The organism is Clostridium sp. HCP1S3_C6, from assembly GCF_052066735.1.
Classification (GTDB): Bacteria; Bacillota; Clostridia; order Clostridiales; family Clostridiaceae; genus Clostridium.
In genome coordinates this window covers 12,982-39,272 of sequence record NZ_JBQHRN010000013.1, presented here as the reverse complement: position 1 = coordinate 39,272, position 26,291 = coordinate 12,982, and the positions used below count along the sequence as shown (strand labels likewise).

The window sequence follows — 26,291 nt, the reverse complement described above, 5'->3', positions numbered from 1 at the left end:
AACAGAAAAATTAAATAGCAATATGGAAAAATTAAAAATTAGCATATAAATAATAATAAAAAATGTAAAAAAATAAAAAAGTAACTTTTATAGGATATAAAGACTTTAATAACTAGTCGAATATTGATATAATACTATTTGTGTTTAAAATATCATATTAATAGGAGGAAGAATGAATATAGAGAGTTTTTTAAACAAGGTAAATGATATATTATGGGGACCACCTTTGTTAATCTTATTAGTAGGAACAGGAATTTATTTAACAATAAGATTAAAGTTTCTTCAAGTTATAAGACTTCCATTATCACTTAAGTATGTATTTGGAAAAGATGAAGAAGCAAGTGATAGCAGTGCTAGTGGGGATGTATCAAGCTTTGGAGCTTTATGTACTGCATTATCTGCAACAATTGGTACTGGTAATATTGTTGGAGTTGCTACTGCTATGAAAACAGGAGGCCCAGGAGCTCTTCTTTGGATGTGGATTGCTGCTTTTTTTGGAATGGCTACAAAGTACGCAGAGGGAGTTTTAGCTATAAAGTATAGAGAAGTAGATGAGAATGGAAACATGGCTGGGGGACCAATGTATTATATACAAAATGGTTTAGGACTTAAATGGCTTGCAAAAATATTTGCATTATTAGGAGTAGGAGTTGCATTTTTTGGAATAGGAACTTTTAGTCAGGTTAAATCTATTTCTGATGCTGCAAAAATTACATTTTCTATTCCTATTGAAGTTACTGCAATAGTTGTTACGATTTTAGTAGCACTTATTACATTGGGCGGCATTAAAAGAATTGCAAGTGTATCAGAAAAAGTGGTTCCAATTATGGCTGGGTTATATATAATTGGTGCTTTATTAATTCTTATTTATAATTTTAAATTAATACCAGATGCTTTAAGTATTATATTTCAAAGTGCTTTTAATCCTGAAGCAGCTCTTGGAGGCGCTGCTGGTATAACTGTAAAAATTGCTATGCAAAAAGGTGTAGGTAGAGGGGTATTTTCAAATGAAGCGGGGCTTGGAAGTGCACCTATAGCAGCAGCTGCTGCAAAAACAAAGTCACCAGTTAGACAAGGACTTATATCAATGACAGGTACTTTTTTCGATACAATAATTATTTGTACAATGACAGGACTTGCCCTTATAATAACAGGGGCTTATTCATCTACTGCAGAAGGAGCTGCATTAACAACTCAAGCTTTTGAAGCAGGACTTCCTATGATGCCATTTTTAGGTAAATACATAGTAAATATAGGACTTGGATTTTTTGCTTTTACTACAATTCTTGGATGGAATTATTATGGAGAAAGATGTATTGAATACTTGTGCGGAGTTAAGTCAATTTTGATATATAGAATAGTATTTATACTTCTTGTAGCAACTGGTCCATTTTTAGAACTGAACTTAATATTTACAGTAGCTGACATTGTAAATGGTGCTATGGCAATTCCTAATTTAATTGGATTAATTGGATTAAGTGGTGTAGTAATAAAAGAAACGGAGGAATATTTTTATAAATCTAAAAATGAGAAATCATCGTAAAGGGCTTATTTCAAAAAGTAAAAGAAAGACATTATTATTTGTTTATGCAAAAAATAGTGTCTTTTTATTTTAACAATTTTACTATTAGGTAAAGTGTGATATTATATATTATGAATAAAAAATATAGGTGGTACAAGATGGTTAAATTAAAAATCAATATAAAAACTGGAATTGAGAAATTCATAATAATGATTTTAAAAATTGTTGTTTTGTCATTTTTATTTATATTTGTAGCAATGTACTTTAAACAAACAGACACTATTAATAAAAAGGAAGTAACTATTTCTAGTAATGATATAAAATATTACATGGATATTGCAGATAGTAATAGTAAGCCATTAAAACAATTGAATTGGAAAGAGATTGCAGCAGTTGAGGATGTTGTTAATAGTAAATTTGATACATATAATAAGGATTTAAGTAGTAACATAGCAAATGGATTTTATGATAATAATGGAAACTTGAAAGATTTAAAAGTAGTTATGCAAGATTTAAATTTGTCTGATAATGATATAATTAAAGCATATGAAATATTAGAGCAATTAAATAGAGAAAGTTATAGTCTTAGAACATTAAAAATAGGGAAAAACAATTCAAAGGATGATTTCATTGCTTCATTAAAAGAAGGAAGTATTGAAGATTACAAAGAATATGGTATTTTACCTTCTATATCTATTGCCCAGGCAATTTTAGAGTCAAGCTGGGGAGAATCTGAACTTGCATCTCAATATAATAATTATTATGGAATAAAAGCTGATAAAAGTTGGACTGGTGCTGTTGCTAAATTCTCAACTGGTGAAAATTATAATGATAAAATTGTAGCTAATTTTAGAGCATATAATTCCCCTGCTGAGTCAATAGCCGATTTTTGTGAATTTTTGAAAAATAATAAAAGATACAGAGAAAATGGGGTATTTAGTGCTGGAAATTATAGGGAGCAAGCTGCAGCATTGCAAAAAGCAGGATACAGTACAGCAAAGGATGAAAATGGAAATCTAATTTATGCAGATATGCTTATTGATATAATTAAGGAAAACAATTTGATGGTTATTGATGCTGAAGCTCAAAGGCAATAAAAAATTAGGCTGTTATAAGATTTTTAATATTTTATAACAGTCTTTTTTTAAAAAAAGTTTCAAAATGTTAACGTTCCCTTAAGGGCTATATGTTATAATATGTAGTATATATTAAGTTATATTTTTAAAGAAAGGGAATAATTATAATATAAATGAATTAATATTTGTTATTTATTTAAGTTAAGTAATTATGGTATAAAAGAAGGAGGAGATGTATTATGGAAAGAAGTTTAGCTTTAATAAAGCCAGATGCAGTAGAAAAAAATTTAATTGGTGAAGTAATAAAAAGGTATGAAGATAATGGACTTAAGGTGGTAGCATTAAAAATGGTAAAAATAGGACCTAAATTTGCAGGAATACATTATTCACAGCTTAAAGGAAAGCCTTTTTATCAAGAATTAATAGACTTTATTACAAGGGGACCTCTTTGTGCAATAATTTTAGAAGGAGAAAATGCTGTAGATACTATAAGATCTACTAATGGAGCCACAGATCCTTCAGAGGCAAAAGAAGGAACAATAAGACACGATTTTGGAAAAAATAAAACTGAAAACTGTGTACATGCTTCAGATTCTCTTGAATCAGCAGAGCATGAAATAGCACTTTGGTTTCCTGAGTTTTAAAAGATAGCTGTGCAAAGCACAGCTATCTTTTAAAAACTTCCAATTCTAATCCATTCATCATCATAATATTCAAGAGTTTTTTTATCAAGGTTTTTAAATATTTCACATTTATCTAATAATTCATCTGAAGGATACAATTCTTTTATATCATCCTCAAGCATTTTAAAGGTTTCTTTATTAGGTGTGTAATATCCAATGTAATCAACATTTTCTTTTGAATTTTCAGGTTCTGTTAAAAAATTAATAAATTCTTCAGCACCTTGTTTGTGTTTTGCGTTTTTGGGAATACACATGCCATCAAACCATTTATTAGAGCCAGAAGAAGGAACTACATATTTTAATGATGGATTTTCAGACATTATATAAATAGCATCTCCTGACCATACTGCACTTAAGTATGCTTCATTATTTATCATAGCATCCTTTACCTGATCAACAAACCAAGCCTTTACTATAGGCTTTTGCACAATAAGTTCATCTGCAGCTTTAGAAATTTCATTATGATTTGTTGAATTCATAGAATAACCTAATCTTTTTAAGGAAATAGCCATAGTATCTCTTACAGAATTAAACATGATAATTTCTTTATCATATTTTTGGTTCCATAATACATCAAAACTGTCTACAGGTTCATCTACATAATTAGGATTATATATAATTCCTATAGTTCCCCACATATAAGGTATTGAATATTCATTAGTAGGGTCATAATCTAAATTTTTAAATTTGTCATCAATATATTTGTAATTTGGGATATTGTTAAAATCTATTTTTTCTAACATATCTTCATTTATCATTTTTTCAATCATGTAATCAGATGGAAAAACTAAGTCATAGTTGTTGCTGCCAGCTTTCAATTTTGAATACATTATTTCATTAGTATCATATGTTGAATATTGAATTTTATATCCTGTTTCTTGTTCAAATTTAGATATTAAGTCTTCATTAATGTAATCACCACAGTTAAATACATTAATTATTTTTGATGAATTAGAGGAGTTAAAGCAGCCATTTATAGTTGCAGATAAAAGTATTAAAATAATAAAAATAGAAGAGAATCTTTTAATTCTTGTAGATAGCTTTATCATAATCATCACCTTTATTGTTGTCTTTTTTATTAACAATTAATAATAATATTAATACTGTAAAAAACATAATTGTAGAAAGAGCATTTATTTCTGGTTTTATTCCACGTTTTGCCATAGAATATATTTCAATAGATAAGTTTGTTACACCAGGGCCAGTAGTAAAAAATGAAATAACAAAATCATCAATTGACATAGTAAATGCCATTAAAAATCCTGCTATTATTCCAGGCTTAATTTGAGGAATAATAATTTTTCTTATAGCATATAATGGGGTAGCACCAAGATCTAAAGCTGCTTCAATAGTATTTTTAGGCAAACTTTTAAGCTTTGGTAGTACTGATAATATTACATAAGGTATATCAAAAGATATATGAGCAAGAAGCAAAGTATTTATTCCAAAATTCATGTTAAAAAATATGAAAAGAGACATAAGAGCAATGCCTGTTACAATATCTGGATTTAGTACAGGAAGCTCATTTATACTAAGAAGCATATTTCTATGCTTTTTATTTTTCATATTATTTATACCAATAGCTGTAAATGTACCTACAATTGTTGAAATAACAGCAGCTAAAATTGCAACTAAAAGTGTGTAGAATAATGCATTCATTATTTTTTCATCTTGAAGTAGCTGTTTATACCATTTTAAAGTAAATCCTGACCAAGATCCCATTGTTTTTGAATCATTAAAGGAGAAAACCATTAATGTTATAATTGGAGTATATAAAAATACAAAAATAATAAACAAATAAAACTTTTTTATAAATCCAGTTATTTTATTTCCCATGGACTGAAACCTCCTCTTTTTCATCATTATCGCTAAATCTATTCATAATAAGCATTGATAAAAGAATAATTATCATCATAATAATAGAAATAGCAGAACCAAAATTCCAGTTGCTCATAGTTGTAAACTGAGTTTCAATTAAGTTACCAATAAGCATATATTGTCCCCCACCTAGAAGATTTGATATTACAAAAGTTGATACAGCTGGCATAAAGACCATTGTTATTCCTGATAAAACACCAGGTAAGCTTAAAGGAAAAGTTATTTTTTTAAATATATAGTATTTATTAGCTCCAAGGTCTGAAGCTGCATTTATTAAATCTTCATTCATTTTTGTTAGTACTGTATATATAGGTAAAATCATAAAAGGTATAAAATTATATACCATACCAAGTAGTACAGCCCCATCATTATACAAAAATGAAATAGATGAAAAGCCTAATGAATTTAAAATGTTATTTACGATTCCGTTTTTGCCTAGTATAGGTAGCCATGCATATGTTCTTAATAAGAAATTCATCCACATAGGTAATATAAAAAGCATAATTAAAAAATTACGTTTTTTTTCTGGCATTTTTGCAATTAAATAAGCAATTGGATATCCTAAAATTAAGCATAGACCAGTGGAAATGGCCGCAAGTTTTAAAGACCTACCCATTATTTTTACATATTGCGGGTTTAAAAGTCTTTGATAATTTTCAAGGGAAAAAGAATAACCATTATCAGTTTTTGTGGTGAAACTAAAAAACAGTACAATAATTAATGGAATTATTATAAATAGAATACACCACAAAGCGTAAGGATATGTTAGTTTTGATTTATTTTGTTTTATCAATTTTCATTCACCTTCTTCATAATGTGAATATCTTCTGGATAAATATCAATACCAACTTGACTATTTTCTTTAAAATATTTTGTAGTGTGTATTTTCCATAAGTTATTGTGTTCTTTTACAATAATTTCATAATGAACACCCTTAAACATAGTAGAAAGTACTGTTCCTTTAATCATTCCCTTATGATAATCAACTATTTTTATATCCTCAGGTCTAATTACAACATCTATTTTTTCATTATTTTCAAAACCAAAATCAACACAATCAAATTCATGATTACAAAAAGACACTTTATAATCTTTAATCATAATTCCATCTAAAATGTTACTTTCACCAATAAAGTTTGCTACAAATGCATTAGAAGGTTCATTGTATATATCTTCTGGGGTACCAATTTGTTCTATTTTTCCTTTATTCATTACAACTATAGTGTCAGACATAGTAAGTGCTTCTTCTTGATCATGAGTTACAAAAATGAAAGTTATGCCTAGTTCCTGTTGAATCTTTTTTAATTCTATTTGCATTTCTTTTCTAAGTTTAAAGTCTAATGCACCTAGTGGTTCATCTAAAAGAAGCACTTTAGGTTCATTAACAAGGGCTCTTGCAATGGCAATTCTTTGTTGTTGACCTCCACTTAAGGATGAAATATTACGTTTTTCAAAGCTAGATAAAGAGACTAATTCTAGCATTTTTTTAACTTTTTCGTCTATTATTTTTTTTGGCATTTTTTTAATTTTCAATCCAAAGGCTATGTTTTCATATACATTCATATGTGGAAATAAAGCGTATTTTTGGAAAACTGTGTTCAATTTTCTTTTGTAAGGAGGCGTATTTGTAATATTTTCTCCATTAAAAAAAACAGATCCACTATCTGCATTTTCAAAACCAGAAATTATTTTTAGTGTGGTAGTTTTTCCACAACCAGATGGTCCAAGTAGTGTTAAAAATTCATTTTCTTTTATCGATAAATTAAAATTATCTAATATTATATTGTTATTATATTTTTTTGAAATTGCTTTTAATTCTATAATGTTTTTTTCCATAATTTATACCTCAATATTTATTTAAAATGATGGTGGAGTTGATACCCATAGAACCTCTGAAGAAGACTTGCTATCATTTTTAATATAATGTGTTTTTGACGGTTTATAATAAAAGCTTTCTCCTTTTTTTAAAATATATTTTTCATTTCCGTAGTAAAGTGAAATTTTACCTTTTAAAACATATCCAAATTCTTCGCCTTCATGGGCATCATGTATATCATAAATCCCTCCAGGATTAAGCTTTAATATGATAGGTTCCATTATATTTTTTTGAGCATTTGGTATAAGCCACTTTATAATATAATTTGAATCATGATTTTCTTTTTCAAACATATCATTAGATGAAAATGTTATTTGCTCTTCATCTTTTTCATTAAAAAATAATTGTAATGAAGTTCCTAGTGTTTCTAAAATGTCGATTAATGTCGCTATAGAAGGAGAAGTTATGTTATTTTCCACTTGAGAAATAAAGCCTTTAGACAATTCACATCTATTTGCAAGTTCCTCTTGAGTTAAATTTTTTTGAATTCTTAAATTCTTGATTTTTTCGCCAATATCCATTATATCACCTTAATATTTATTAGTATGAAATCCAAAAATAATACATTTTTTTTTATTATACTAAACAAAAAGTTTAAAATTACTAAACAATATTATATATCATGTACAAAAAAAATCAATAAAATATTACAAAATTTTTGCTTACTATATAAGTTAATTTTAATATTTTAATAAAATATAAATGAAAATACTTTAAAATCGTTTAAATGTAGTGTAAAATTAAAATGTGTATTTTTGATTAATGACAATAGGGAGGACATATGAATAGTAAAAAAGCTAAATTTATACTTTCTGCTATTATAGTTATAATGTGTCTAGTTATAGGTATAGTTATATATGTGTATAAATCTAACAGTGAAATTTTAGCAGCAAAGAAATTTTTAAAAGAACTTAATGAAAACAATATGATTACAATAGAGGAAAACATAGATAAAATAAAATATCATAGTGTAAAAAAAACAGATGGAATAAATGTAAAGGCATACTATAAAATTAATGCTAATAATTATGACATAGAGGTAGATACTGATGACAATGTAATTGGATTTAAAAACAGAGAAGCAAAATCCATTAATGAAAAGATTAGTATAAACGATGCTAAATATGTAGCTGAAAAATATGTAAAAACAATTCTTAATGAAGATGTATTTTTTAAGGAAGCTCCAGTTTTAGATGAAAGTGTACCATATTATACTTTTATTTTTACTAAATATTTAAATGGTTATCCTTTTTATAGTGATGAAATAATTATAAATATAGATAAAAGCAAAGGAAGTCTTGATGGATATTCAAATTATTCAATTCAAAGAAGTCCTAAGGACGTATGTATAAATATATCAAGAGAAGAAGCAAAAAAAATAGCAATAGATCAATTTAATAGCACAAATTCTATAGATAATTCTTATGTACAAGATGAAACATTTAAAGCTTATGCTGTAAATAAAGATAAGACAGAATCGGAATTATGTTACATTGTAACTGTAATAGCAAAAAATGCAGATGAAAATGAAATTAAGAATAAATACTTTATTTCAACTGAAAGTGGCCAAATAATAAACAATTCAAAAGATACAATTACAACTACATCATATTAAAATGCATAAAAAAATCCTGCATGATTAATTTCAACATGCAGGATTTTTTTTAATGTTTATTTGTAGTGTTTGGATTATTATTTGGTATATTGTTATCATCAGGATTATTATTGTTATTATTTTCATTAGCATTGTTGTTGTTTTGGTTGTTATTATGTTCAGTGGAGTTGGTATTATTTTCAATATTATTATTTTGATTGTTGTTTGTATTTGTTTCAGTATTTTGATTATTATCTTGATCCTGATTTTCTTGTTTTTGAACATCTTGATTCTGTGTGGTATTTTCATTTCTAGAATTACTATTTTGACCATATGAACTATATCCACCAGAACCACAGTAAGAAGTAGGTTCTGTTCCTGGAACAAAATATTCAACTTTTGTAGGGCAGCCACTTGTAGGTAATTTGCCAGAATCTGTACAAATAGTACATTCAACTAATTCTGATGGTTTTTGAACATCAGTTTTATCATTGTCAGGGTACCCATTATGAGCTATTTTCATTATTTGAGCCCAAACATAAGCAGCAGTATTTGAATCATTGTCATACATACTATAGTTGTTGTCATAACCAAGCCAAACAGAAGCTGAAAGGTAAGGAGTTAAACCTGTAAACCATAAATCTTTACATTCTTCTGTTGTTCCTGTCTTACCTGCAGTTGGAATATTTCCAAATTGTGCATTGTAACCTGTAAATTCTCGTGATCCTTTTAACATATCATACATAATATATGCTGTTGAAGGTGTGAAAATTTGTTCTTGTGTATGTGGTGCTTCTAATATTGTTTTACCAGTTGAATCTTTAACTGATGAATATAATTTTGGAGTAGTATATACACCATTGTTTCCAAAAGTTCCATAAGCAGCAGCCATAATATAGGTATTAGTACCATCATTTACAGTATTATTATCGGCATCAGTGGAATTTACGGCAAATTGCCCAAGAGCTAAATACTGATACGCTTCTGCTTGCTTTGTGGTATTACTGTATTTTATGCCAAATTTTTCGCCATAGTAAAGTCCTGTATCCTTTCCAATTTTATTTACAACTCTTGATGCAACTGCATTTTTTGATTCTCTAAGTCCTTCACGTAGGGATATAGGACCAAGGAAAGAACCTTTGTTTATTGATGGAATATCATCACCTGGTGAATCATCAATAATTGATGCTGCTGTTAAAGTTTTTTCATTAATAGCTGGTCCATAAGCAGTAATAGGTTTAGTTGTTGAACCTGGAGATCTTCTTTGGTAGTATGCTCTATTATATCCTTTAGCAACTTCATTTCCACGTCCACCAACCATAGCTAGTACTTCGCCAGTTTTATAATTTACTACAGTTGCTGAAGCTTGAAATTCATAAGATTCTGTATTTTGCTTATAGGAATCTGGATTTACATAATTACCGTTATTTGTATAACCGTTAACTTTAGTATTATTTAAAATTTCTTGAGTAGCATCTTGAAGGCTTCTATCCATATTTGTATACACTTGAAGTCCACCATTTGCAAATAATTTAGTGATTTCTTCATCTGTATACTTATATTTTGCTTTTAAATCTTCTCTTACTTGTTCAAGGGCTGGATCAATATAGCATTCATAGTCAAGAGAATAATCAACTTGAGCTTGATCATAATTAAATTGTAATTTTCCAGCATTTAAATCTGCAATAGCTGTATTATATTCTTCATCAGTTATTTTTCCCAGTTCCTTCATTTTTCCTAAAACAGTTTTTGTTCTATTTAAATAAGGTGTTGGGTCTTTTTTATTTTTTTCAATAAAAGCATTATAAGTAGTAGGTGCTTGTGTAACTCCAGCAAGGTAAGCACATTCAATTAAATTTAACTGTGATGCACTTTTATTAAAGTAATATTTAGCACCTTCTTCAACTCCAAAATATATTCCTCCAACAGGTATAGTATTTAGATATTGTGTTAATATTTGATCCTTTGAAAGCTGTGTTTCAAGATTAGTTGCAAGCCATATTTCTTTGATTTTTCTTTCTAATTTGCTACTTTCATTTGAAAGAGTAGTATTTTTTAGAAGCTGCTGAGTAATTGTAGAACCACCATGAAAGCTATTTTGTTTTTTAAATATTTTTTTTATATCTGTAACAAATGATCCTAAAATTCTTCTAGGGTCAATTCCCTTATGGTCATAAAATCTTTGGTCTTCTATTGAAACATAAGCATCTTTAAGGTGCTGAGGCATCTGATCAAAACTTATTACTGTTCTAGATATTTCTGAATGAATAGTATCTATATATTGGCTATCCTTATCATATAGGGATGAAGGTTCACTTAATCTTAATACAGTTTCAACATCAAGGGGAGGAGTGCTTTTTATTATAGCAAAAACATAGCCTCCTCCAATTACTGTAACTGCTAAGAATAAAATTAATAGTGTTAAAAAAGACCATTTAAATATTCTTCCAATAAGGCTTTTTTTCTTTTGTGCTTTTTTATATTTTTTTACATTCTTCTTGTAATTTTTAACGTTTTTGTTTGTTGTTTTTCTAGCTGCATTTTGAGGGTATTTAACTGGCCTTCTTGGTTTATTATTCTTTGTGGGCATTGGTACCTCCTGATATTTATATTTATCTTTAATGATAATAATTATTGTCATAGATTACTATGATAATAATTATGTATATAATTTTAAAATATATATGTCTAATTCATTATTATAAGAAAATACTTATAATATATATTACTATAATAATTTATATTAATAAATAATCATAGTAAAAATAATAATATTATTTAGTATTATAGCATAATTATAATATTATTGAATCAATAACTCAACAAAAAAGGTGAAAAATGGAATATTATACCAATTCAAAAAATTATAAATTTAAACATGGAACTTTTGTGATAATAGTTGTTTTCACAATTTTAATTTTTATTAATTTTCTTCTTTATCTTTTTGATAGAAAAGTATATCCAGCAGTGCTAGAAATGTCGAAATCTAAAGTATCAGCTAAAACTGTTAGTACTATAAGTGAAACTGCTATTGATTTATTTAATAATGAATTTAATTATGATGAAATGATAATAATAGATAGGGATAGTAACAATAATATTAATCTTATTAGAACAAACAACATAAAGCTTAATTATTTAGCTTCAAAATTAAATATAGAGTGTAACAAGAAACTACAAGATATAGGAAAAGTAGGGATTGCTATTCCTCTTACATGGATTACAGAAAACAAAGCATTTTATAATTTAGGACCCAAAATAAATATAAAGATAGAACCAATAGGCAATATGAATATTGAATATGAATCCCATTTTGAAAGTGCAGGTATAAATCAAACAAGACACACAATAAATCTTATAGTAATATGTAATGTAAAAATAGTAATGCCTCTTAAAAGTGAAGAGATGGAAGTTAAAACACAAATACCAGTAGCAGAAACAATAATAGTTGGAAAAATTCCAGACACGTCTATCAATTTAAATAATTAAAAATATTATAATAAAGTGTAGTAAATGTTGCTAAAGTTAATGTAGTTGTATAAAATTACATATATAATTATGAATTAAAATAATGAAAATAGATTTCTATGCATAAGGAGAGGACTTTATGATAAACGGTAATATAGATGGAATAAAAAAGTGCTTTATTGAGGCACTAGATGAAATATATAAAATAAGAACAAATAAAGATGAATTAGCATCAAGGGATATTATTAATATAATTACAAGAGTATCAAGTGATATACAAAAGGAAGTAAGTGTTGCCATTGATAGGAAAGGTAAAGTTACTTCTGTTTCAATTGGTGATTCAACATCAGTAGAACTTCCTATACTAGATGTAAGAGAACAAAGATTATCTGGTATTAGGATAATACATACTCATCCAAATGGATATTCTAATCTTTCAGCCATGGACCTATCTGCATTATTGAAGCTTAAACTTGATGCAATAGTAGCAGTAGGAATATACGAAGGAAAAATAATAGATATTTCTATAGGTACATTAATGGTTAGTAATAATGTACTTATTACAGAAGAAAGTTCTAAAATGTCATTAGATAAAATGATGTCTATTAATTTTTTAGAAAAGGTATCGTTTATAGATACCTTAATAAAAAATAATGATGTAATTGAAGATACATCTGAAAAAGCTATACTTGTAGGCTCTGACACAAAGGAAAGTTTAGAAGAACTTGAAGAACTTGCAAAAGCATGCAATATCCCTGTACTAGAAAAAGTATATCAAAGTAGAAGCAAAATAGATCCAGCATTTTTTATTGGAAAAGGGAAAGTATTACAAATTGCAGCTCTTAGACAAACTGAAAAGGCAAACTTAATAATTTTTGATGATGAACTTTCAGGTTCACAGGTTAGAAATTTAGAAAATGCTATAGGAGCAAAAGTAATAGATAGAACTACTCTTATCCTTGAAATATTTGCAAAGAGAGCAAAATCTAGAGAAGCTAAAATACAAGTAGAACTTGCTCAGCTTAAATATAGAAAAAGCAGGCTTCAAGGTCTTGGACTTGTACTTTCAAGGACAGGTGGAGGAATTGGAACTAAGGGACCAGGAGAAAAGAAACTTGAAACAGATAGAAGAAGAATTGATGATAATATTTATGATTTAAATAAGGAATTAAAAAAGATAAAAAAAATAAGAGAAGTTCAGAGGGGAAAGAGAACAAAAAGTAATATTCCAAGGGTCGCACTAGTTGGTTATACAAATGCAGGAAAATCAACTCTTAGAAATACATTATGTGATGTTGTTCCTAGTGATTTATCACAAGGAAAGGAAAAGGTATTTGAAGCAGATATGCTTTTTGCAACTCTTGATATTACTACAAGGGCTATTAAATTAAAAAGTAAAGGAGTTGCAACAGTTACAGATACAGTAGGATTTGTAAGAAAATTGCCTCATGATCTTGTAGAAGCATTTAAATCAACATTAGAAGAAGTTGTTGAGGCTGACCTTTTATGCCATGTAGTAGATGCATCATCAGAAGATTCAATAGATCAAATTAGAGCTGTTAATACTGTATTAGAAGAAATAGGTGCAAAAGACAAGGAAACACTTCTTGTATTAAACAAAATTGATAAAGCCTCTAATGATCAATTACAAAATATAAAAGATGCAGCAAATGATGAAAAAATAATAGAAATATCAGCTAAACAAAAATTAAACTTAAATGAATTATTAGAAATAATAGAAGAAAATCTTCCATATAAATTTATTAAAGGTAAATTTTTGGTTCCATATACAAATGGTGATATTGTATCATTATTTCATAGGAATGGAAGAGTTATATCAGAAGAATATAGAGATAATGGAACATTTATTGAAGTTGAATTAGATGAAGAAAATTACAATAGAGCAAAACAATATTTAATAGAATAATATAAGCAAAATACTATGGAGAGGCAATAATATTTAGAAGGGAGTTAAACTTATGACCTACACAACTATAAGAAATTTTGGTGAAGATTCCTTTGAAGAGAAAAAATCTGAATTTATTGGTTATGCCAAAAGAGTAGAAAGTGAAGAAGAAGCAAAGGAATTTATTACACAAATTAAGGACAAGCACAAACAAGCAAGGCATAATTGTTATGCTTATGTAATAGGAGAAAATATGGGAATTCAGCGCTATTCTGATGATGGAGAGCCTCAAGGTACAGCTGGAATACCAATACTTGAAGTAATGAAAAAAAGTGATATAACAGATTGTGCTATAGTTGTAACAAGATATTTTGGCGGAATACTACTTGGAACAGGCGGTCTTACAAGAGCTTATAAAAAAGGTGCATCTATGGCAGTTAAAAAAGCTGGTATAGTAGAAAAAGTAACTGGTGTAGTCTTAAATATAAAAATCGATTACGATCTTTTAGGAAAAATTCAATATCTTTGTGCTAATAATAATTGGTTTATGGAAAATGAAGAGTATTCAGATAAAGTATCCTTTAAAATAATAGTAGAAAAGAGTTCTTTAGATTATATACAAAAAGAAATAATAAATGCTACTAATGGAAAGGCAGAAATAAACAAAGATGAGGAAGATATTTATTTTAAGGAGAACAATAGATTATTTAAAGAAATTGATTAAATAGAAGGCTATCTTAAAACAGCCTTCTTATTTTTTTGCTTTTCTATATCCAGCAGCAATTGCTTCATCTTCTGAATTGAAGTTTACAAGATATTTTGAATCTGCCATATTATCATAATCCTTTTGACCAGGGCAGTGATATATTTTTGATTTTGAATTTCCTCTAATAACTTGTCCATTGGTTGAAGGGTTGTTATTTGAATTATTATTAGAATTGCTAGAGGAATCATCAGTTGAAAGACAACTATTTCCATTAGCATAATCTATAGTAATTCCAGGTTGTATATTGTATACAAAAACATTAAAGGAAATAGATGCACCTTTATCTTCTACAGACATTGCTTCCATTTGAACTCCCTTTGCAACTAAATTATTGCCGTCAAATATTGGGGTTACTCTATATAATACATGATTATTTGTTTCCTTTATGTAATCTGCTACCATATTTTCAAAGGGAAGCATTCCAATAACATTAAAATATCTTGTACCAGTAATTAAATTTTTTTCATTAGCATTTTCACCAGTTAATTGATATCCAATAAGATGACATCTATTATATAAGTATTTTCCATCAACATTATCATATTTTACTGTTTGCCAACCACTTGGTTTAACTTGTCCGATTTTGCCACGTTCTTCTGTTGGCATTAAGTCTTTTGAAATATTAGCAAAGGCTACACCACATCTTCCAAGAGAATCTAGTTCACTATATGATTCAAAGGAATTAGTATTTAAATCAGAATCAGAAAATTGAGGTTTATTGTTATTTATTTCAATGTAGCTGTTTCCTGAATAATTAGGAATATTTGAGGCTTCAATAGAATTATTAGTATTAGTATTTTTTGAAGAATCAGTATCTTTATTGGAGGCTTCTTCTTTTGAAGCATATGTATTGTTCTTAGGAGCATTGTTACAACCAATATAAGTATTACTTAATAGGAAAAATCCAAGAATTACAATTAGTAATTTGGTAAACTTATTTTTCATTATTATTCCTCCTGTATATGTTTTTTGTTATTTTATCATGAGAATTACCTTTTAAATTTTCTGATTTTATTAGTGTCCAATTATTATCTTTAATATTTATCTCAAACTTAAAATCAGATGGATAATCTCTGTTCCAATTATAAATAATTATTGTGTCTATTTTATTTTTATAAGTAGCTAAGGTTAAATTTTCCACTAAACAAAAATCATCATAGCTGCATTTGTCTAGAAAATCATCACATACAATAATATTTTTACATTTTTCATCTTTATATAAGCTATAAGAATATTCATTCATATAAAGTTTTTTGTCCTTAGTAACCTTTATAATATCATCAATTAAAATTTTATCCTGACTTTGTCTTCTGTTATTAAACATCATTCCATTATTTTTATCAATGCAAACTATAATTTTCAATAAAAAAACCTCCTTTATTAATAATTATATATTAAATAATTAATGCAATCTATATAATAAGTTAACCCCCCCTAGGGCTTGTTCAATTTATTTTAGTGTTTTACCATTATTGTAAGAAATTTTTAGGAGTGATAAATTTGCATATACCAGATAATTATTTAAGTCCATCAACATGTGCAGTTATGGCAATAGCAGTAACACCAGTTTTAGTTCATTCTGTTAAGAAAGTAAAAAAGGATATACCTAGAGAAAAGATTCCTCTTTTGGGTATAGGTGCTGCTTTTTCATTTCTTTTAATGATGTTTAATGTTCCACTTCCTGGTGGTACTACAGGACATGCAGTAGGAGGTACACTTATTGCACTTTTACTAGGACCAGAGGCTGCTTTTATATCTGTATCTATTGCTTTATTTATTCAGGCACTTCTTTTTGGAGATGGAGGAATATTAGCCTTTGGAGCTAATGTTTTTAACATGGCATTTATACTACCTTTTACAGGATATTATACATGTAATTTTATAAAAAGAAAAATTAAATCTGAGTTAGGTGAAAAAATTGGAATTATAGTTGGAGCTTATGTTGGATTAAATTTAGCTTCATTAATTACTGCAATTGAATTTGGAATTCAGCCTATTCTTTTTAAGGATTCTTTTGGTAATCCTATGTATTGCCCATATGGATTGTCCATATCAATTCCAGCAATTGTACTGCCTCATTTAATACTAGCAGGAGTGGTAGAAGCAGCATTTACATTTGCAATATATAGTTTTATAAAAAGAACATCAAAAGAAATAATATATAAAGATTCTGAAGAAAAAGTAAAATATAAACCTCTATTAATACTTTTAGGAGTTTTGGTTCTCCTTACACCATTAGGACTTTTAAGTGAAGGAACAGCTTGGGGAGAATGGGGAATTGATGAAATATCAAAGGTATCAGAATCAGGTACTGAATTAGGGTTTATTCCAAAAGGTATGGAAAATGGTTTCGATTTTACTTCTTTAATGCCAGATTATGTGGTAGGTTCAATTCCGCCAGTTTTTGGATATATATTGGCGGCTATAATAGGGACTACTATACTAATTATAATATTTAAAATAATAGGTTCATTAAAAAGGGATATTAATAATGGATAAGTTAAAAGAAAAAGATAATATGCCATTATGGTTAAAAAATGAAGAGTATGAAACTAATTATGACAAGGACAGTTACATAAATAAAAGCATCTTAAGTATTTTTAAGGTGCTTTCTAAAATTAAAGGCAGTCACAACAAAAAAAAATCAGATTATAATAAAGCTTTTTATGAAATGATTTTATCATTTATTACAATAATTTTATTAAGTATTTCTAAAAACATATATTTTTCTTATACTATTATTGCTGTAATTTTAATTAAAATAGCTTTTATGGATGGAAATGATATAATAAAAACCTTTAAAGTATCTTTTACCGCAGTTCTTTTTTCAATAGTTATACTTATACCATCAATTATTATATACAAGTCATATTACAATTTTATATTAATAAATGTTAAGGTATTTTGTATTTCAACAGCAGTTTCAAGTATATCATGCAAATATTCTTTTAATGCAATAACATCAGCTTTAAAACATTTTAAATGTCCTGATTTATTTATACTTATTTTAGATATTACATTAAAATATATTGTTTTATTGGGCAATTTAAGCCTTGATATATTAAATGCATTAAAATTAAGATCTGTAGGAGTAAATAAAAGAAAAGAACAGTCATTATCTGGAATTTTAGGTGTTACTTTTATAAAATCAAAGGAAATGTCACAGGAAATGTATGAGGCTATGATATGTAGAGGTTTTACAGGTGAATATAAAATAAAAGGAAAAGGAATAATTAAAAAATATTTGTTAATATCTTTATTTTATTTATTTTTTATTGTTGCTATATTTATATATATGGAGGTTATTTTATGATTGATTTAAAAGATATATCTTATTCTTATGATGGAGTAGAAGTTTTTAAGGATATAAATATGAAAATTAATAAAGGACAATCAGTATATGTTAGTGGTCCCAATGGCTCTGGAAAATCCACTCTTTTTAAAATAATAAGTGGAATATTATATCCAAGTAAGGGAACATATACATTTAATAATGAAATTATTAATGAAAAAACTATGAAAAATCAGATATTCTCTAAAAAATTTCATAAAGAAGTGGGATTTGTTTTTCAAAATCCAGACAGCATGCTTTTTAATGGAAATGTATATGATGAAATAGCTTTTGGTCCAAGACAAATGGAACTTTCAGAAAAGGAAGTTCAAAAAAGAACTGATGATTGTTTAAAACTTTTAAAAATAGAACATTTAAAAGATAGGGCTCCATATCATCTAAGTGGTGGAGAAAAAAGAAAAGTATCTATTGCAGCAGTAATATCCTTAAATCCATCTGTTATTATTTTTGATGAACCTTTTAATGATCTTGATGATAATTCCTGTGATTTTGTACAAAATTTAATAACAAATTTAAATAACATAGGGAAAACAATAATTTTAGCAACTCATGATAAATCTATTGCAAATAGTATATGCACAAGGACTATTGTTTTATAAAAATATATCTATAGCCTTTCCAAATTCTTTTATTGATTCATTATCTCCTGATTCAATTGCATGAACAATGCAATGTTCTATATGATCTTTTAATATTATTTTTCCAGTATTATTAAGGGCAGAAATAACAGCTGCAAGTTGAATTAATACTTCACTGCAGTCACGCCCATCTTCAATCATATTTTTTACAGATTGTAAATGTCCTGAAGCACGAGCTATTCTGTTTAAAACAGCTTTTGTATTCTTGTGTATATGATTATGTTTTGTATTTAATGATTTTAAATTATTTTCTTTTGTTATTTTATCCATTTTTGTATCATCCTTTATTTTAAAATACAACATACTAATTATATATCAGATTATTGTAAATAGAAAAAAATAGTTATTTTTGTTACAAAAAGATTACATGTAATAATAAACAATTAAATATAAAAAATAAATATTTTAGAAAAATATTGACATATGCTCAAAATAAGTTACAATCAAAACATATAAAACATACTATTTATATATGAAAAATAAAGTGGTGGTGAACAAATATGATAAAAACTAATTATAGTAACCTACATAAGAATGAAAAAAGAAAGAGAATAATTAACATTATGATGATTATTATGTGTATAATTTTTTCTTTTTCATTTATGGGATGCAATAAAAGTGAAACAAGTAATAGTAAAAAAGTAAAAATTGGTTACATTCCAATAACCCATGCACTACCATTGTATGAATTACAAAAAGAAATGGGACAAGATATTGAACTTGTGAAGTTTGGTTCATGGCCTGAACTTATGGAAGCCTTAAATTCGGGAAAAATAGATGGTGCATCAGCACTTATAGAACTTGCAATGAAGGCTAAATCTTCAGGAGTTAATATTAGTGCAGTATGCTTAGGACATACTGATGGTAATGTTGTAGTTGCAAATAAAAATGAAATTGATACAGTAGAAGATTTAAAAGGAAAAACAATAGCCATTCCTAATAAACTTTCAACTCATAATATTTTAGTATATGAAATGCTTAAAGAAGCAAATATGACTTTTGATGATGTAAATATAGTAGAACTTGCACCTACTGAAATGCCAGTAGCATTATATGAAAAAAGAATAGATGCTTATTGTGTTGCAGAGCCTTTTGGCTCAAAAATGATTGTAAATACTGATCCAGTTGAGCTTGCAAAAATAATAGTAAAAGATATTAAGGCAGCTAGAGAAAAACTAGGCTGGAAGAATAATTAATGCAATTAAAACTAGGTTTCTGCCTAGTTTTTTTGTAATTTCAAGAAAAATATTGTATAATATTAATGTTTAAGTTTAAAGATATTAAGATAGGAGGAATCAACATGTCAGGACACTCAAAGTGGCATAACATTCAAGCCAAAAAAGGAAAAGCAGATGCTAAGAGAGCAAAGATATTCACAAGAATAGGTAAAGAACTTGCTATAGCTATTAAAGAAGGGGGACCAAACCCTGACAATAATGCAAAGCTTAGAGATGTTATAGCTAAAGCAAAGGCAGCTAATATGCCTAATGATAATATAAATAGAGCATTAAAAAAAGCTGAAGGAGATATGAATTCAGTAAATTATGAAACAATAGTATATGAAGGATATGGACCTAGTGGAGTTGCTGTAATTGTTGAAACTCTTACTGATAATAAAAATAGATCAGCAGGTAACGTAAGATCTGCCTTCACTAAAGGTGGCGGAAATATGGGTAACTCAGGTTGCGTAAGTTTCATGTTCCAAGAAAAAGGTGAAATTGTAATATCAAAAGAAGATAAAGACGAAGATGAAGTAATGATGATGGCTTTAGATGCTGGTGCAGAAGATTTTAATGCTGATGAAGATGAAGTATTTGTAATAACAACTACTCCAGAAGATTTTACTTCAGTATGCGAAAATCTTAAAAATCAAGGATTAGAATTCTTAGAAGCAGAAGTTAAGATGATACCAGATACATATACTGCAATTAATGAGGAAGATGCTACTAAATTCCAAAAAATGTTAGATCTTCTTGATGCAGATGATGATGTGACTGAAGTTTATCACAATGCTGAATTCCCTGAAGGATGGGAAGAATAGGGCGATTAGAGGTATTCTGAACTAGAAAAAATCATTTGATAATGATATACAAATTTATTTAAAGACACTTTCAATATTGATATACATAGTAGTCAATATTGAAGGTGTTTTTTTGTTACTGACAAATTTATGAAACTTTTAAAATTCTTTTGTGTTGCTTGTAGGAAGGGGCAGTTCCTCAGTTATCTGTTAGGTTTGCCTTTATTATCCTTATATTAGATGAAGAATGTATTGACCATTACATAGGGTATCATTATTATGATGTGACATTATTTGATGAACAATTAAAACAAAAATTTAAAAATCTAAATATGAAAGATGTAATAATTGATATGGAATAATAGCTTTAAGCTAGAGTTTTGGAAACCATTTTCTATGGAAGGGTAGGAGGTGGTTTTTGTGTTTTAAATTTAAAACTACATTCTAAACTAATTAAAGTAAAGTGTATAGATTAATTGTTAGTTTTCTTTTCAGAAAGTTTTATATCATAATATTTATTAATGGAATATTATAAAAACAAATAAAATGTTAATAAAATATTAACAAAATAAATAAAATGTAAACGATAAATAAATTGGGAATGTACATGATATATATGTATAATAAAAATGTTAGAAAAGGAGGAAAAAATATGAAAAGAAAAACAATTATAACAAAAATATCAGTTTGTATTGCTTCGCTGATGTTATTTACATGTTTACCTTCAAGGCAAGTAAAGGCTTCAGATGATGTTTTACAGGTAAAAGAAAATTCAAATGTAGATATGGTTCATGAAGATGAAGCTTCTCAAGTGCTTGCTATGGAGGAATATGCAAAAAGTAAATATGATTCATATCATTTATCAGAAGAATATCAGAATATGTTAAAGTCAGCTGATGAATATGAGTATCCATCATTTGTGGATAATAGTAATTCTAAATATTTTCCTAATATAGTAACACAAGTTGGCGGAACTTGTACGTATTATGCAAACATATACTACCTTATGACTTATGAATTCAATAGAATGAATGACACTTCAGCCAAAGAAGATAAAAATGTATGTTCGCCAAGATGGAGTTATAGCATACCAATGGCAAGTAGTGAAAATAGTTCTGAATTTAGAGGACTTAATTATGGGTTAAAGTATTATGGTACTGCTACATTAGATTATGCACCAATTAATAAAGAAGGTAACTATGATTCTGGTAATTATTATTCAAGTTATTTTCCAACTGAGGATGTTTGGAGAAATGCTTTAAAGCATAGGATAAAAGATGATTATGCTGTTTATTTAAATGATAATGAGGAGACTTATATTACTGGGCCAAAAGATGAAGATTTAAATCCTATTAAGTATGCCCTTGCAGAAGGACATGTTCTTGCTTTTGGAACAGACATAAGTAATTTTGCAGAAGAGCGTATACAAAAAAATAATGAAGTACCTGAAAATAATAAATACATAAATGATGTAATTGTAACAAAAATAATTACAAAGTATGCACCTGGACCACATGAAATGACAGTTGTTGGCTATAATGACGACATATGGTTTGATATTAATCATGATGGTAAAGTTGAAGAGTGTGAAAAAGGAGCATTTAAAATAGCTAATTCTTGGGGAACTGGTTATGGAAATGATGGATTTTATTGGGTTAGCTATGATGCTTTAAATAAAGTATCTGCAGCTAATAATAAAGATAGTATTAATTATAATAAAGATAAAACTTTATACGATCCTGAGTATAGAAGGACATTCTCTAATATTTTTATAGGTGTAATTCCTGAAAAAGAATCAGAAAGAAGAGGTATATATTTATCTTTAACACTTAATAATAAGGATGCTTCTGATGCTAAAGTAGTTTTAACAGCAAATGATGGAAGTGGAAAAAAGTTTGTTTGTGATCCTTTTTCTGGAGACGAAGGAAAGACTACTAATTATGAAGGTAATAATGGCTATTGTGATGGTACATTTGTTTATGATCTTCAAAATATTTATGGAGATGTTACTTCAGAAGATATATTAAAAAGAGGATTTAAGATAAGTGTTAGTGATCCAAGTCCAGATGATAATAATATTTTAACAGTTAAAAATATTAAGATTATTGATGATAATTCTAATAAGGAATATGATTCTTATTTAGCAAATGAAATATCATTATCAAAGGATAATCCTGAAATAACAATTTGTACTAATGAAAGCTCAGTTGAAGCTCCAACTAATTTATCATTAATAAATAATAATGGAAACATGAAATTATCATGGAATGCTTCAAAAGATGCTAAAGGTTATTTGGTTTACAAAGATGATATGTTAATTGGAAATGTACAAGATACATCATTTGATGCTATTGCACCAGAAAAAAATTCTTGTGTTTATTCTGTAAAATCATACAATTCATTAGGTGTATGTTCACAAGCTACAACATATAATTATGAATCTAATAATTCTAAAAATCTTTTAAAAATATACTATAAATCAAATGCAGATAAAGAGTATATTCATTTTAAAGTAGGAAATGATACTTGGACTGCATTGCCAGGAAAAGAAATGGAAAGATCATCTAGTAACTATGGTGATTTTGAATATACATTAGATATGTCTTCATATCCAGAGAATGCAATAGTTACAGCATGTTTTAATGATGGCAAAAATAATTGGGATAATAATAATCAGGCTAATTATGTATTTAGTAGAGGTACATATGTTATTGATAATGGAAAGGTAACAAATATTTCAGAAGGTGATTTGGTAATTAATGATATTATTTCAAGTAACGATATTATTGAACCTACAATTTCAACTAGATTAAGTACATATATTAGTAATGGATCTGGTAATTATGATGTTACATATGATATAAAGAAGCTAGGTAGTGATTCTTCAGTTACATTAAATGGAAGTAAAACAACTTCAGCATTATGGACACCTAAAGAAGAAGGAATATATAGTGTTACTACAAATGTTACAGACAAAAAAACTAATAAGTCACTTAAGAAAACTAAGAATTTTGAAGTAAAATCAAATTTACAAATAGAATCTATTTCACTTGCTGAAAATTCATTATTAAAAGTTAATTCAAGTCACTGTATAACTATTAAAGCTAATAGACCACAAAATTCAATAGATACTACTGCGACTATATATAAAGATGGAAAAGAGTACACTAGTTTATATTTTTACAATAGTAATGGACAATGCTTGTCATATTACTATCCTAGAGAGGCTGGAGACTATGTATTTGAAGCACAAGTAAAGGATAATAATAGTGGATTAATTGCAACTAAGAAAGTTAACTTTAAGGTAATTGATGCAGACATTAATATTGACAAATTTACTCTTGTTAAAAATAATGTAGAGCAAAATATATTTAATATAAAAGATTCTATTAATGCTAATATAAATATTTCAGGTGGAAGTGGACAAATTCAATATAAGTTTGGATATTATTTAAATAATGAATTTAATTTAATACAAGATTATTCTCCTAGTAGTTATATGTATTATTCACCTAAACTTGAGGGACAGTATAAATTTATTTGTTATGTAAAAGATGAAAAAGGAAATGAAGTAAGTAAAACTTGTGAAATAACTGTTAATAATGAAAAAGATGTTATCTCAGATTTTAAATGTAATCCTGGAGAAACTGTAAGTGTAGGGCAATATTGTGAATTAGAAGTTAAAACTAAATTAAACAATTATACAACAACATATTCATATTATTATATTAAAGATGGAAATAAAGTTCCAATATCTACTGGGCTGTCACATTATAGTAAGGCATGGTTTACTCCAAATGATAGTGGAGATTATATTTTAGTAGCAGAAGCTATTGATGGTGATGGTAATATAGCTACAAAAACATGCAACTTAAAAGTTGTACCAAAAGTGGAATATGAAGGATATGCCATTAGTAAAAAATCTAATATATATGTAGGAGATTATATAGTTATTACTCCTAAATTTAATAGAAATACAACATTTACTGCAACTTCTTTTGGTGGCAATCATTTAATTGGTGCGCAATATAATGATCTTTTAGTCACAGGTGATGGAAATATTATCTTTAAGCCAGATGTAGAAGGAAAATATGATATATCCATTTATTATAATAATGGTATATTAAGCAGAGATAGTGATGGTCTGGTAGAAGAAACAAGAAACGTTCATATTGATAGCTTAGTAGTAAATAGAAAACCACAGGAAAAGAAAAAAGCTGTAATATACTATAAAGGTTATGATAATCCTTATATTCATTACAAAATAGGAAATGGATCTTGGACAAATGCACCAGGAATAAAAATGACAGAATCAAAGGATCTTCAAGGATATCCTTATATGATGGAAATAGAACTAGGTAATGAAAAAAATATTACTGCATGTTTTAATAATGGTAATGGTGAATGGGATAATAATGGTGGAAATGACTATGAATTTAAGTCAGGATATTATACTTATTGTAATGGAGTAATAACAAAGATAGAGAAACCACAAAAGAATTTAGAAATAGAATCACTTACATCAAAACTTGGAAGTAGTTTTGTATCAGGAAATGAAAATATAATTACTGCTAATACTGTAAATGCAAGTGGAGAAGTTCAATATAAGTTTGACTATGTAAATCATACTACAGGTAAGTCAGGAAATTTGAGACCATATCATACAAGTAATGCATATGCAGGATATTTTGGAGAAATAGGTGATTACACAGTTACAGTTACAGCAAAGGATGAGGCTGGAAAGATAGCAACTAAGAGTATAGATTTTACAGTAAAAGAATATAAACCATTAGAAATAACTTCTGTTATATCAAGTCTTGGAGATAAAATTAAGTTAGGGCAAGAAACAGAATTTACAATAAATACTACAGGTGGAAAAGGAACAAATTATTATTACTTAGATGTTGATGGAAATAGTATTCTAAATGAATCTTTAAGCAATAAAGTAACATGGAAACCTGAAAAAGAAGGAGTATATACTATAACAGCATATGCAAGAGAATCTCAAGGTTTACCAGTAAAAGTCACAAAGACAATAACAGTAGAGAAAAAAGCAAAAAATATAATTACAATATATTATAATGGATATGATAATCCATATATTCATTATTCAATAGGTGGTAAATGGACAGAAGTACCAGGAATTAAGATGACACCTTCCATGGATATTGAAGGGTATAAATATAAAGCAGAAATAGATCTAGGAAGTGAAAAATCACTTGTTGCATGCTTTAATAATGGATATGGACAGTGGGATAGTAATGGTGGTAGAAATTATTATTTTAATGAAACTGGAACATATACTTACTCATATGGACAAATAAGAAAAATTGATTAATATATCTATATAAAAAAAGCAACTAATTTTTTACACTAAGTATTATTTTGCTTAATTAAACATTAATAAGGATTGATTTCTGTATTATACAGGAGTTAGTCCTTTTAATTTTATCCTATTTTTAGAATATATGAGTATTTATTTTTGTGGATTTTTTGGGAGATAGTTATAGAT

General features: G+C 27.5%; 22 protein-coding genes. 13 read left to right on the top strand and 9 right to left on the bottom strand.

Annotated elements, in window-relative coordinates; genetic code table 11:
* Positions 1–172: 172 nt before the first annotated feature.
* From ACTNAO_RS06665 to ndk, 3 genes are all read left to right on the top strand, one after another.
* On the top strand, positions 173–1,543 hold the full coding sequence (locus ACTNAO_RS06665; RefSeq protein ID WP_441027630.1) for an alanine/glycine:cation symporter family protein: 1,371 nt from the start codon (positions 173–175) through the stop codon (positions 1,541–1,543).
* A gap of 137 nt (positions 1,544–1,680) precedes the next feature.
* Complete coding sequence (locus ACTNAO_RS06660) at positions 1,681–2,619, top strand: glycoside hydrolase family 73 protein (protein ID WP_441027631.1); 939 nt, start codon at positions 1,681–1,683, stop codon at positions 2,617–2,619.
* A gap of 215 nt (positions 2,620–2,834) precedes the next feature.
* Entirely contained in the window at positions 2,835–3,242 is a 408-nt protein-coding gene (gene ndk / locus ACTNAO_RS06655) for a nucleoside-diphosphate kinase (RefSeq protein ID WP_441027652.1), read from the top strand.
* 29 nt (positions 3,243–3,271) lie between these two features.
* On the opposite strand, the gene ACTNAO_RS06650 is transcribed toward ndk, so the two are convergent.
* Genes ACTNAO_RS06650 through ACTNAO_RS06630 form a run of 5 tightly spaced genes read right to left on the bottom strand, consistent with a single transcriptional unit; the run spans position 3,272 to position 7,556 of the window.
* A complete protein-coding gene (locus ACTNAO_RS06650) occupies positions 3,272–4,330 on the bottom strand; it encodes an ABC transporter substrate-binding protein (protein ID WP_441027632.1) in 1,059 nt (352 codons plus the stop codon).
* A complete protein-coding gene (locus tag ACTNAO_RS06645; protein ID WP_441027633.1) occupies positions 4,305–5,117 on the bottom strand; it encodes an ABC transporter permease in 813 nt (270 codons plus the stop codon). The genes ACTNAO_RS06650 and ACTNAO_RS06645 overlap by 26 nt, the downstream gene beginning before the upstream one ends.
* Positions 5,107–5,952: an ABC transporter permease gene (locus tag ACTNAO_RS06640; protein WP_441027634.1), complete on the bottom strand. Its 846-nt coding sequence runs from the start codon at positions 5,950–5,952 to the stop codon at positions 5,107–5,109. Before ACTNAO_RS06640 ends, ACTNAO_RS06645 begins: the two co-directional genes overlap by 11 nt.
* Positions 5,949–6,995, bottom strand: coding sequence for a spermidine/putrescine ABC transporter ATP-binding protein (gene potA / locus ACTNAO_RS06635; protein WP_441027635.1), 1,047 nt, complete (start codon positions 6,993–6,995; stop codon positions 5,949–5,951). The genes ACTNAO_RS06640 and potA overlap by 4 nt, the downstream gene beginning before the upstream one ends.
* A gap of 21 nt (positions 6,996–7,016) precedes the next feature.
* The gene (locus ACTNAO_RS06630) at positions 7,017–7,556 is read right to left on the bottom strand and encodes a helix-turn-helix domain-containing protein (protein WP_441027636.1); all 540 of its coding nucleotides are present in this window, start codon (positions 7,554–7,556) and stop codon (positions 7,017–7,019) included.
* A 260-nt stretch (positions 7,557–7,816) separates the two neighbouring features.
* On the opposite strand from ACTNAO_RS06630, the gene ACTNAO_RS06625 reads away from it, so the two are divergent.
* A complete protein-coding gene (locus ACTNAO_RS06625) occupies positions 7,817–8,650 on the top strand; it encodes a YcdB/YcdC domain-containing protein (RefSeq protein ID WP_441027637.1) in 834 nt (277 codons plus the stop codon).
* A gap of 49 nt (positions 8,651–8,699) precedes the next feature.
* On the opposite strand, the gene ACTNAO_RS06620 is transcribed toward ACTNAO_RS06625, so the two are convergent.
* Positions 8,700–11,219, bottom strand: coding sequence for a transglycosylase domain-containing protein (locus ACTNAO_RS06620; protein ID WP_441027638.1), 2,520 nt, complete (start codon positions 11,217–11,219; stop codon positions 8,700–8,702).
* 248 nt (positions 11,220–11,467) lie between these two features.
* Here ACTNAO_RS06620 and yunB point away from each other — a divergent pair, with 248 nt between their 5' ends.
* From yunB to ACTNAO_RS06605, 3 genes are all read left to right on the top strand, one after another.
* Entirely contained in the window at positions 11,468–12,118 is a 651-nt protein-coding gene (gene yunB, locus ACTNAO_RS06615) for a sporulation protein YunB (protein WP_441027639.1), read from the top strand.
* A gap of 118 nt (positions 12,119–12,236) precedes the next feature.
* Positions 12,237–14,024, top strand: a complete 1,788-nt coding sequence (gene hflX, locus ACTNAO_RS06610) for a GTPase HflX (protein WP_441027640.1) — start codon at positions 12,237–12,239, stop codon at positions 14,022–14,024.
* Between the two features lie 52 nt (positions 14,025–14,076).
* Entirely contained in the window at positions 14,077–14,727 is a 651-nt protein-coding gene (locus ACTNAO_RS06605) for a YigZ family protein (RefSeq protein WP_441027641.1), read from the top strand.
* A 27-nt stretch (positions 14,728–14,754) separates the two neighbouring features.
* Here ACTNAO_RS06605 and ACTNAO_RS06600 read toward each other — a convergent pair whose 3' ends face one another.
* Together ACTNAO_RS06600 and ACTNAO_RS06595 are read right to left on the bottom strand one after the other, a co-directional pair.
* The gene (locus ACTNAO_RS06600) at positions 14,755–15,714 is read right to left on the bottom strand and encodes a DNA/RNA non-specific endonuclease (protein ID WP_441027642.1); all 960 of its coding nucleotides are present in this window, start codon (positions 15,712–15,714) and stop codon (positions 14,755–14,757) included.
* The gene (locus ACTNAO_RS06595; RefSeq protein WP_441027643.1) at positions 15,704–16,132 is read right to left on the bottom strand and encodes a ribonuclease Z; all 429 of its coding nucleotides are present in this window, start codon (positions 16,130–16,132) and stop codon (positions 15,704–15,706) included. Before ACTNAO_RS06595 ends, ACTNAO_RS06600 begins: the two co-directional genes overlap by 11 nt.
* Positions 16,133–16,269: 137 nt before the next feature.
* Here ACTNAO_RS06595 and cbiM point away from each other — a divergent pair, with 137 nt between their 5' ends.
* The 3 genes from cbiM to ACTNAO_RS06580 are packed head-to-tail and all read left to right on the top strand — an operon-like array spanning position 16,270 to position 18,720.
* Positions 16,270–17,268 carry a cobalt transporter CbiM gene (gene cbiM, locus ACTNAO_RS06590; RefSeq protein ID WP_441027644.1) on the top strand — a complete coding sequence of 333 codons (999 nt, stop codon included), beginning with the start codon at positions 16,270–16,272 and terminating at the stop codon, positions 17,266–17,268.
* Positions 17,261–18,082, top strand: a complete 822-nt coding sequence (locus tag ACTNAO_RS06585; protein WP_441027645.1) for an energy-coupling factor transporter transmembrane component T family protein — start codon at positions 17,261–17,263, stop codon at positions 18,080–18,082. Before cbiM ends, ACTNAO_RS06585 begins: the two co-directional genes overlap by 8 nt.
* Entirely contained in the window at positions 18,079–18,720 is a 642-nt protein-coding gene (locus ACTNAO_RS06580; protein WP_441027646.1) for an energy-coupling factor ABC transporter ATP-binding protein, read from the top strand. The genes ACTNAO_RS06585 and ACTNAO_RS06580 overlap by 4 nt, the downstream gene beginning before the upstream one ends.
* Here ACTNAO_RS06580 and ACTNAO_RS06575 read toward each other — a convergent pair.
* Positions 18,715–19,029, bottom strand: a complete 315-nt coding sequence (locus tag ACTNAO_RS06575) for a metal-sensing transcriptional repressor (RefSeq protein ID WP_441027647.1) — start codon at positions 19,027–19,029, stop codon at positions 18,715–18,717. The two genes, ACTNAO_RS06580 and ACTNAO_RS06575, sit on opposite strands and share 6 nt — an antisense overlap.
* 230 nt (positions 19,030–19,259) lie before the next feature.
* Here ACTNAO_RS06575 and ACTNAO_RS06570 point away from each other — a divergent pair, with 230 nt between their 5' ends.
* The 3 genes from ACTNAO_RS06570 (at position 19,260) to ACTNAO_RS06560 (ending at position 26,117) form a co-directional block, all read left to right on the top strand.
* A complete protein-coding gene (locus ACTNAO_RS06570) occupies positions 19,260–19,955 on the top strand; it encodes a MetQ/NlpA family ABC transporter substrate-binding protein (RefSeq protein ID WP_441027648.1) in 696 nt (231 codons plus the stop codon).
* 104 nt (positions 19,956–20,059) lie between these two features.
* Positions 20,060–20,800 (top strand): YebC/PmpR family DNA-binding transcriptional regulator, encoded by a 741-nt coding sequence (locus ACTNAO_RS06565; protein WP_441027649.1) that lies wholly within the window; start codon positions 20,060–20,062, stop codon positions 20,798–20,800.
* 631 nt (positions 20,801–21,431) lie between these two features.
* Entirely contained in the window at positions 21,432–26,117 is a 4,686-nt protein-coding gene (locus ACTNAO_RS06560) for a carbohydrate binding domain-containing protein (RefSeq protein ID WP_441027650.1), read from the top strand.
* Positions 26,118–26,291 lie beyond the last annotated feature (174 nt).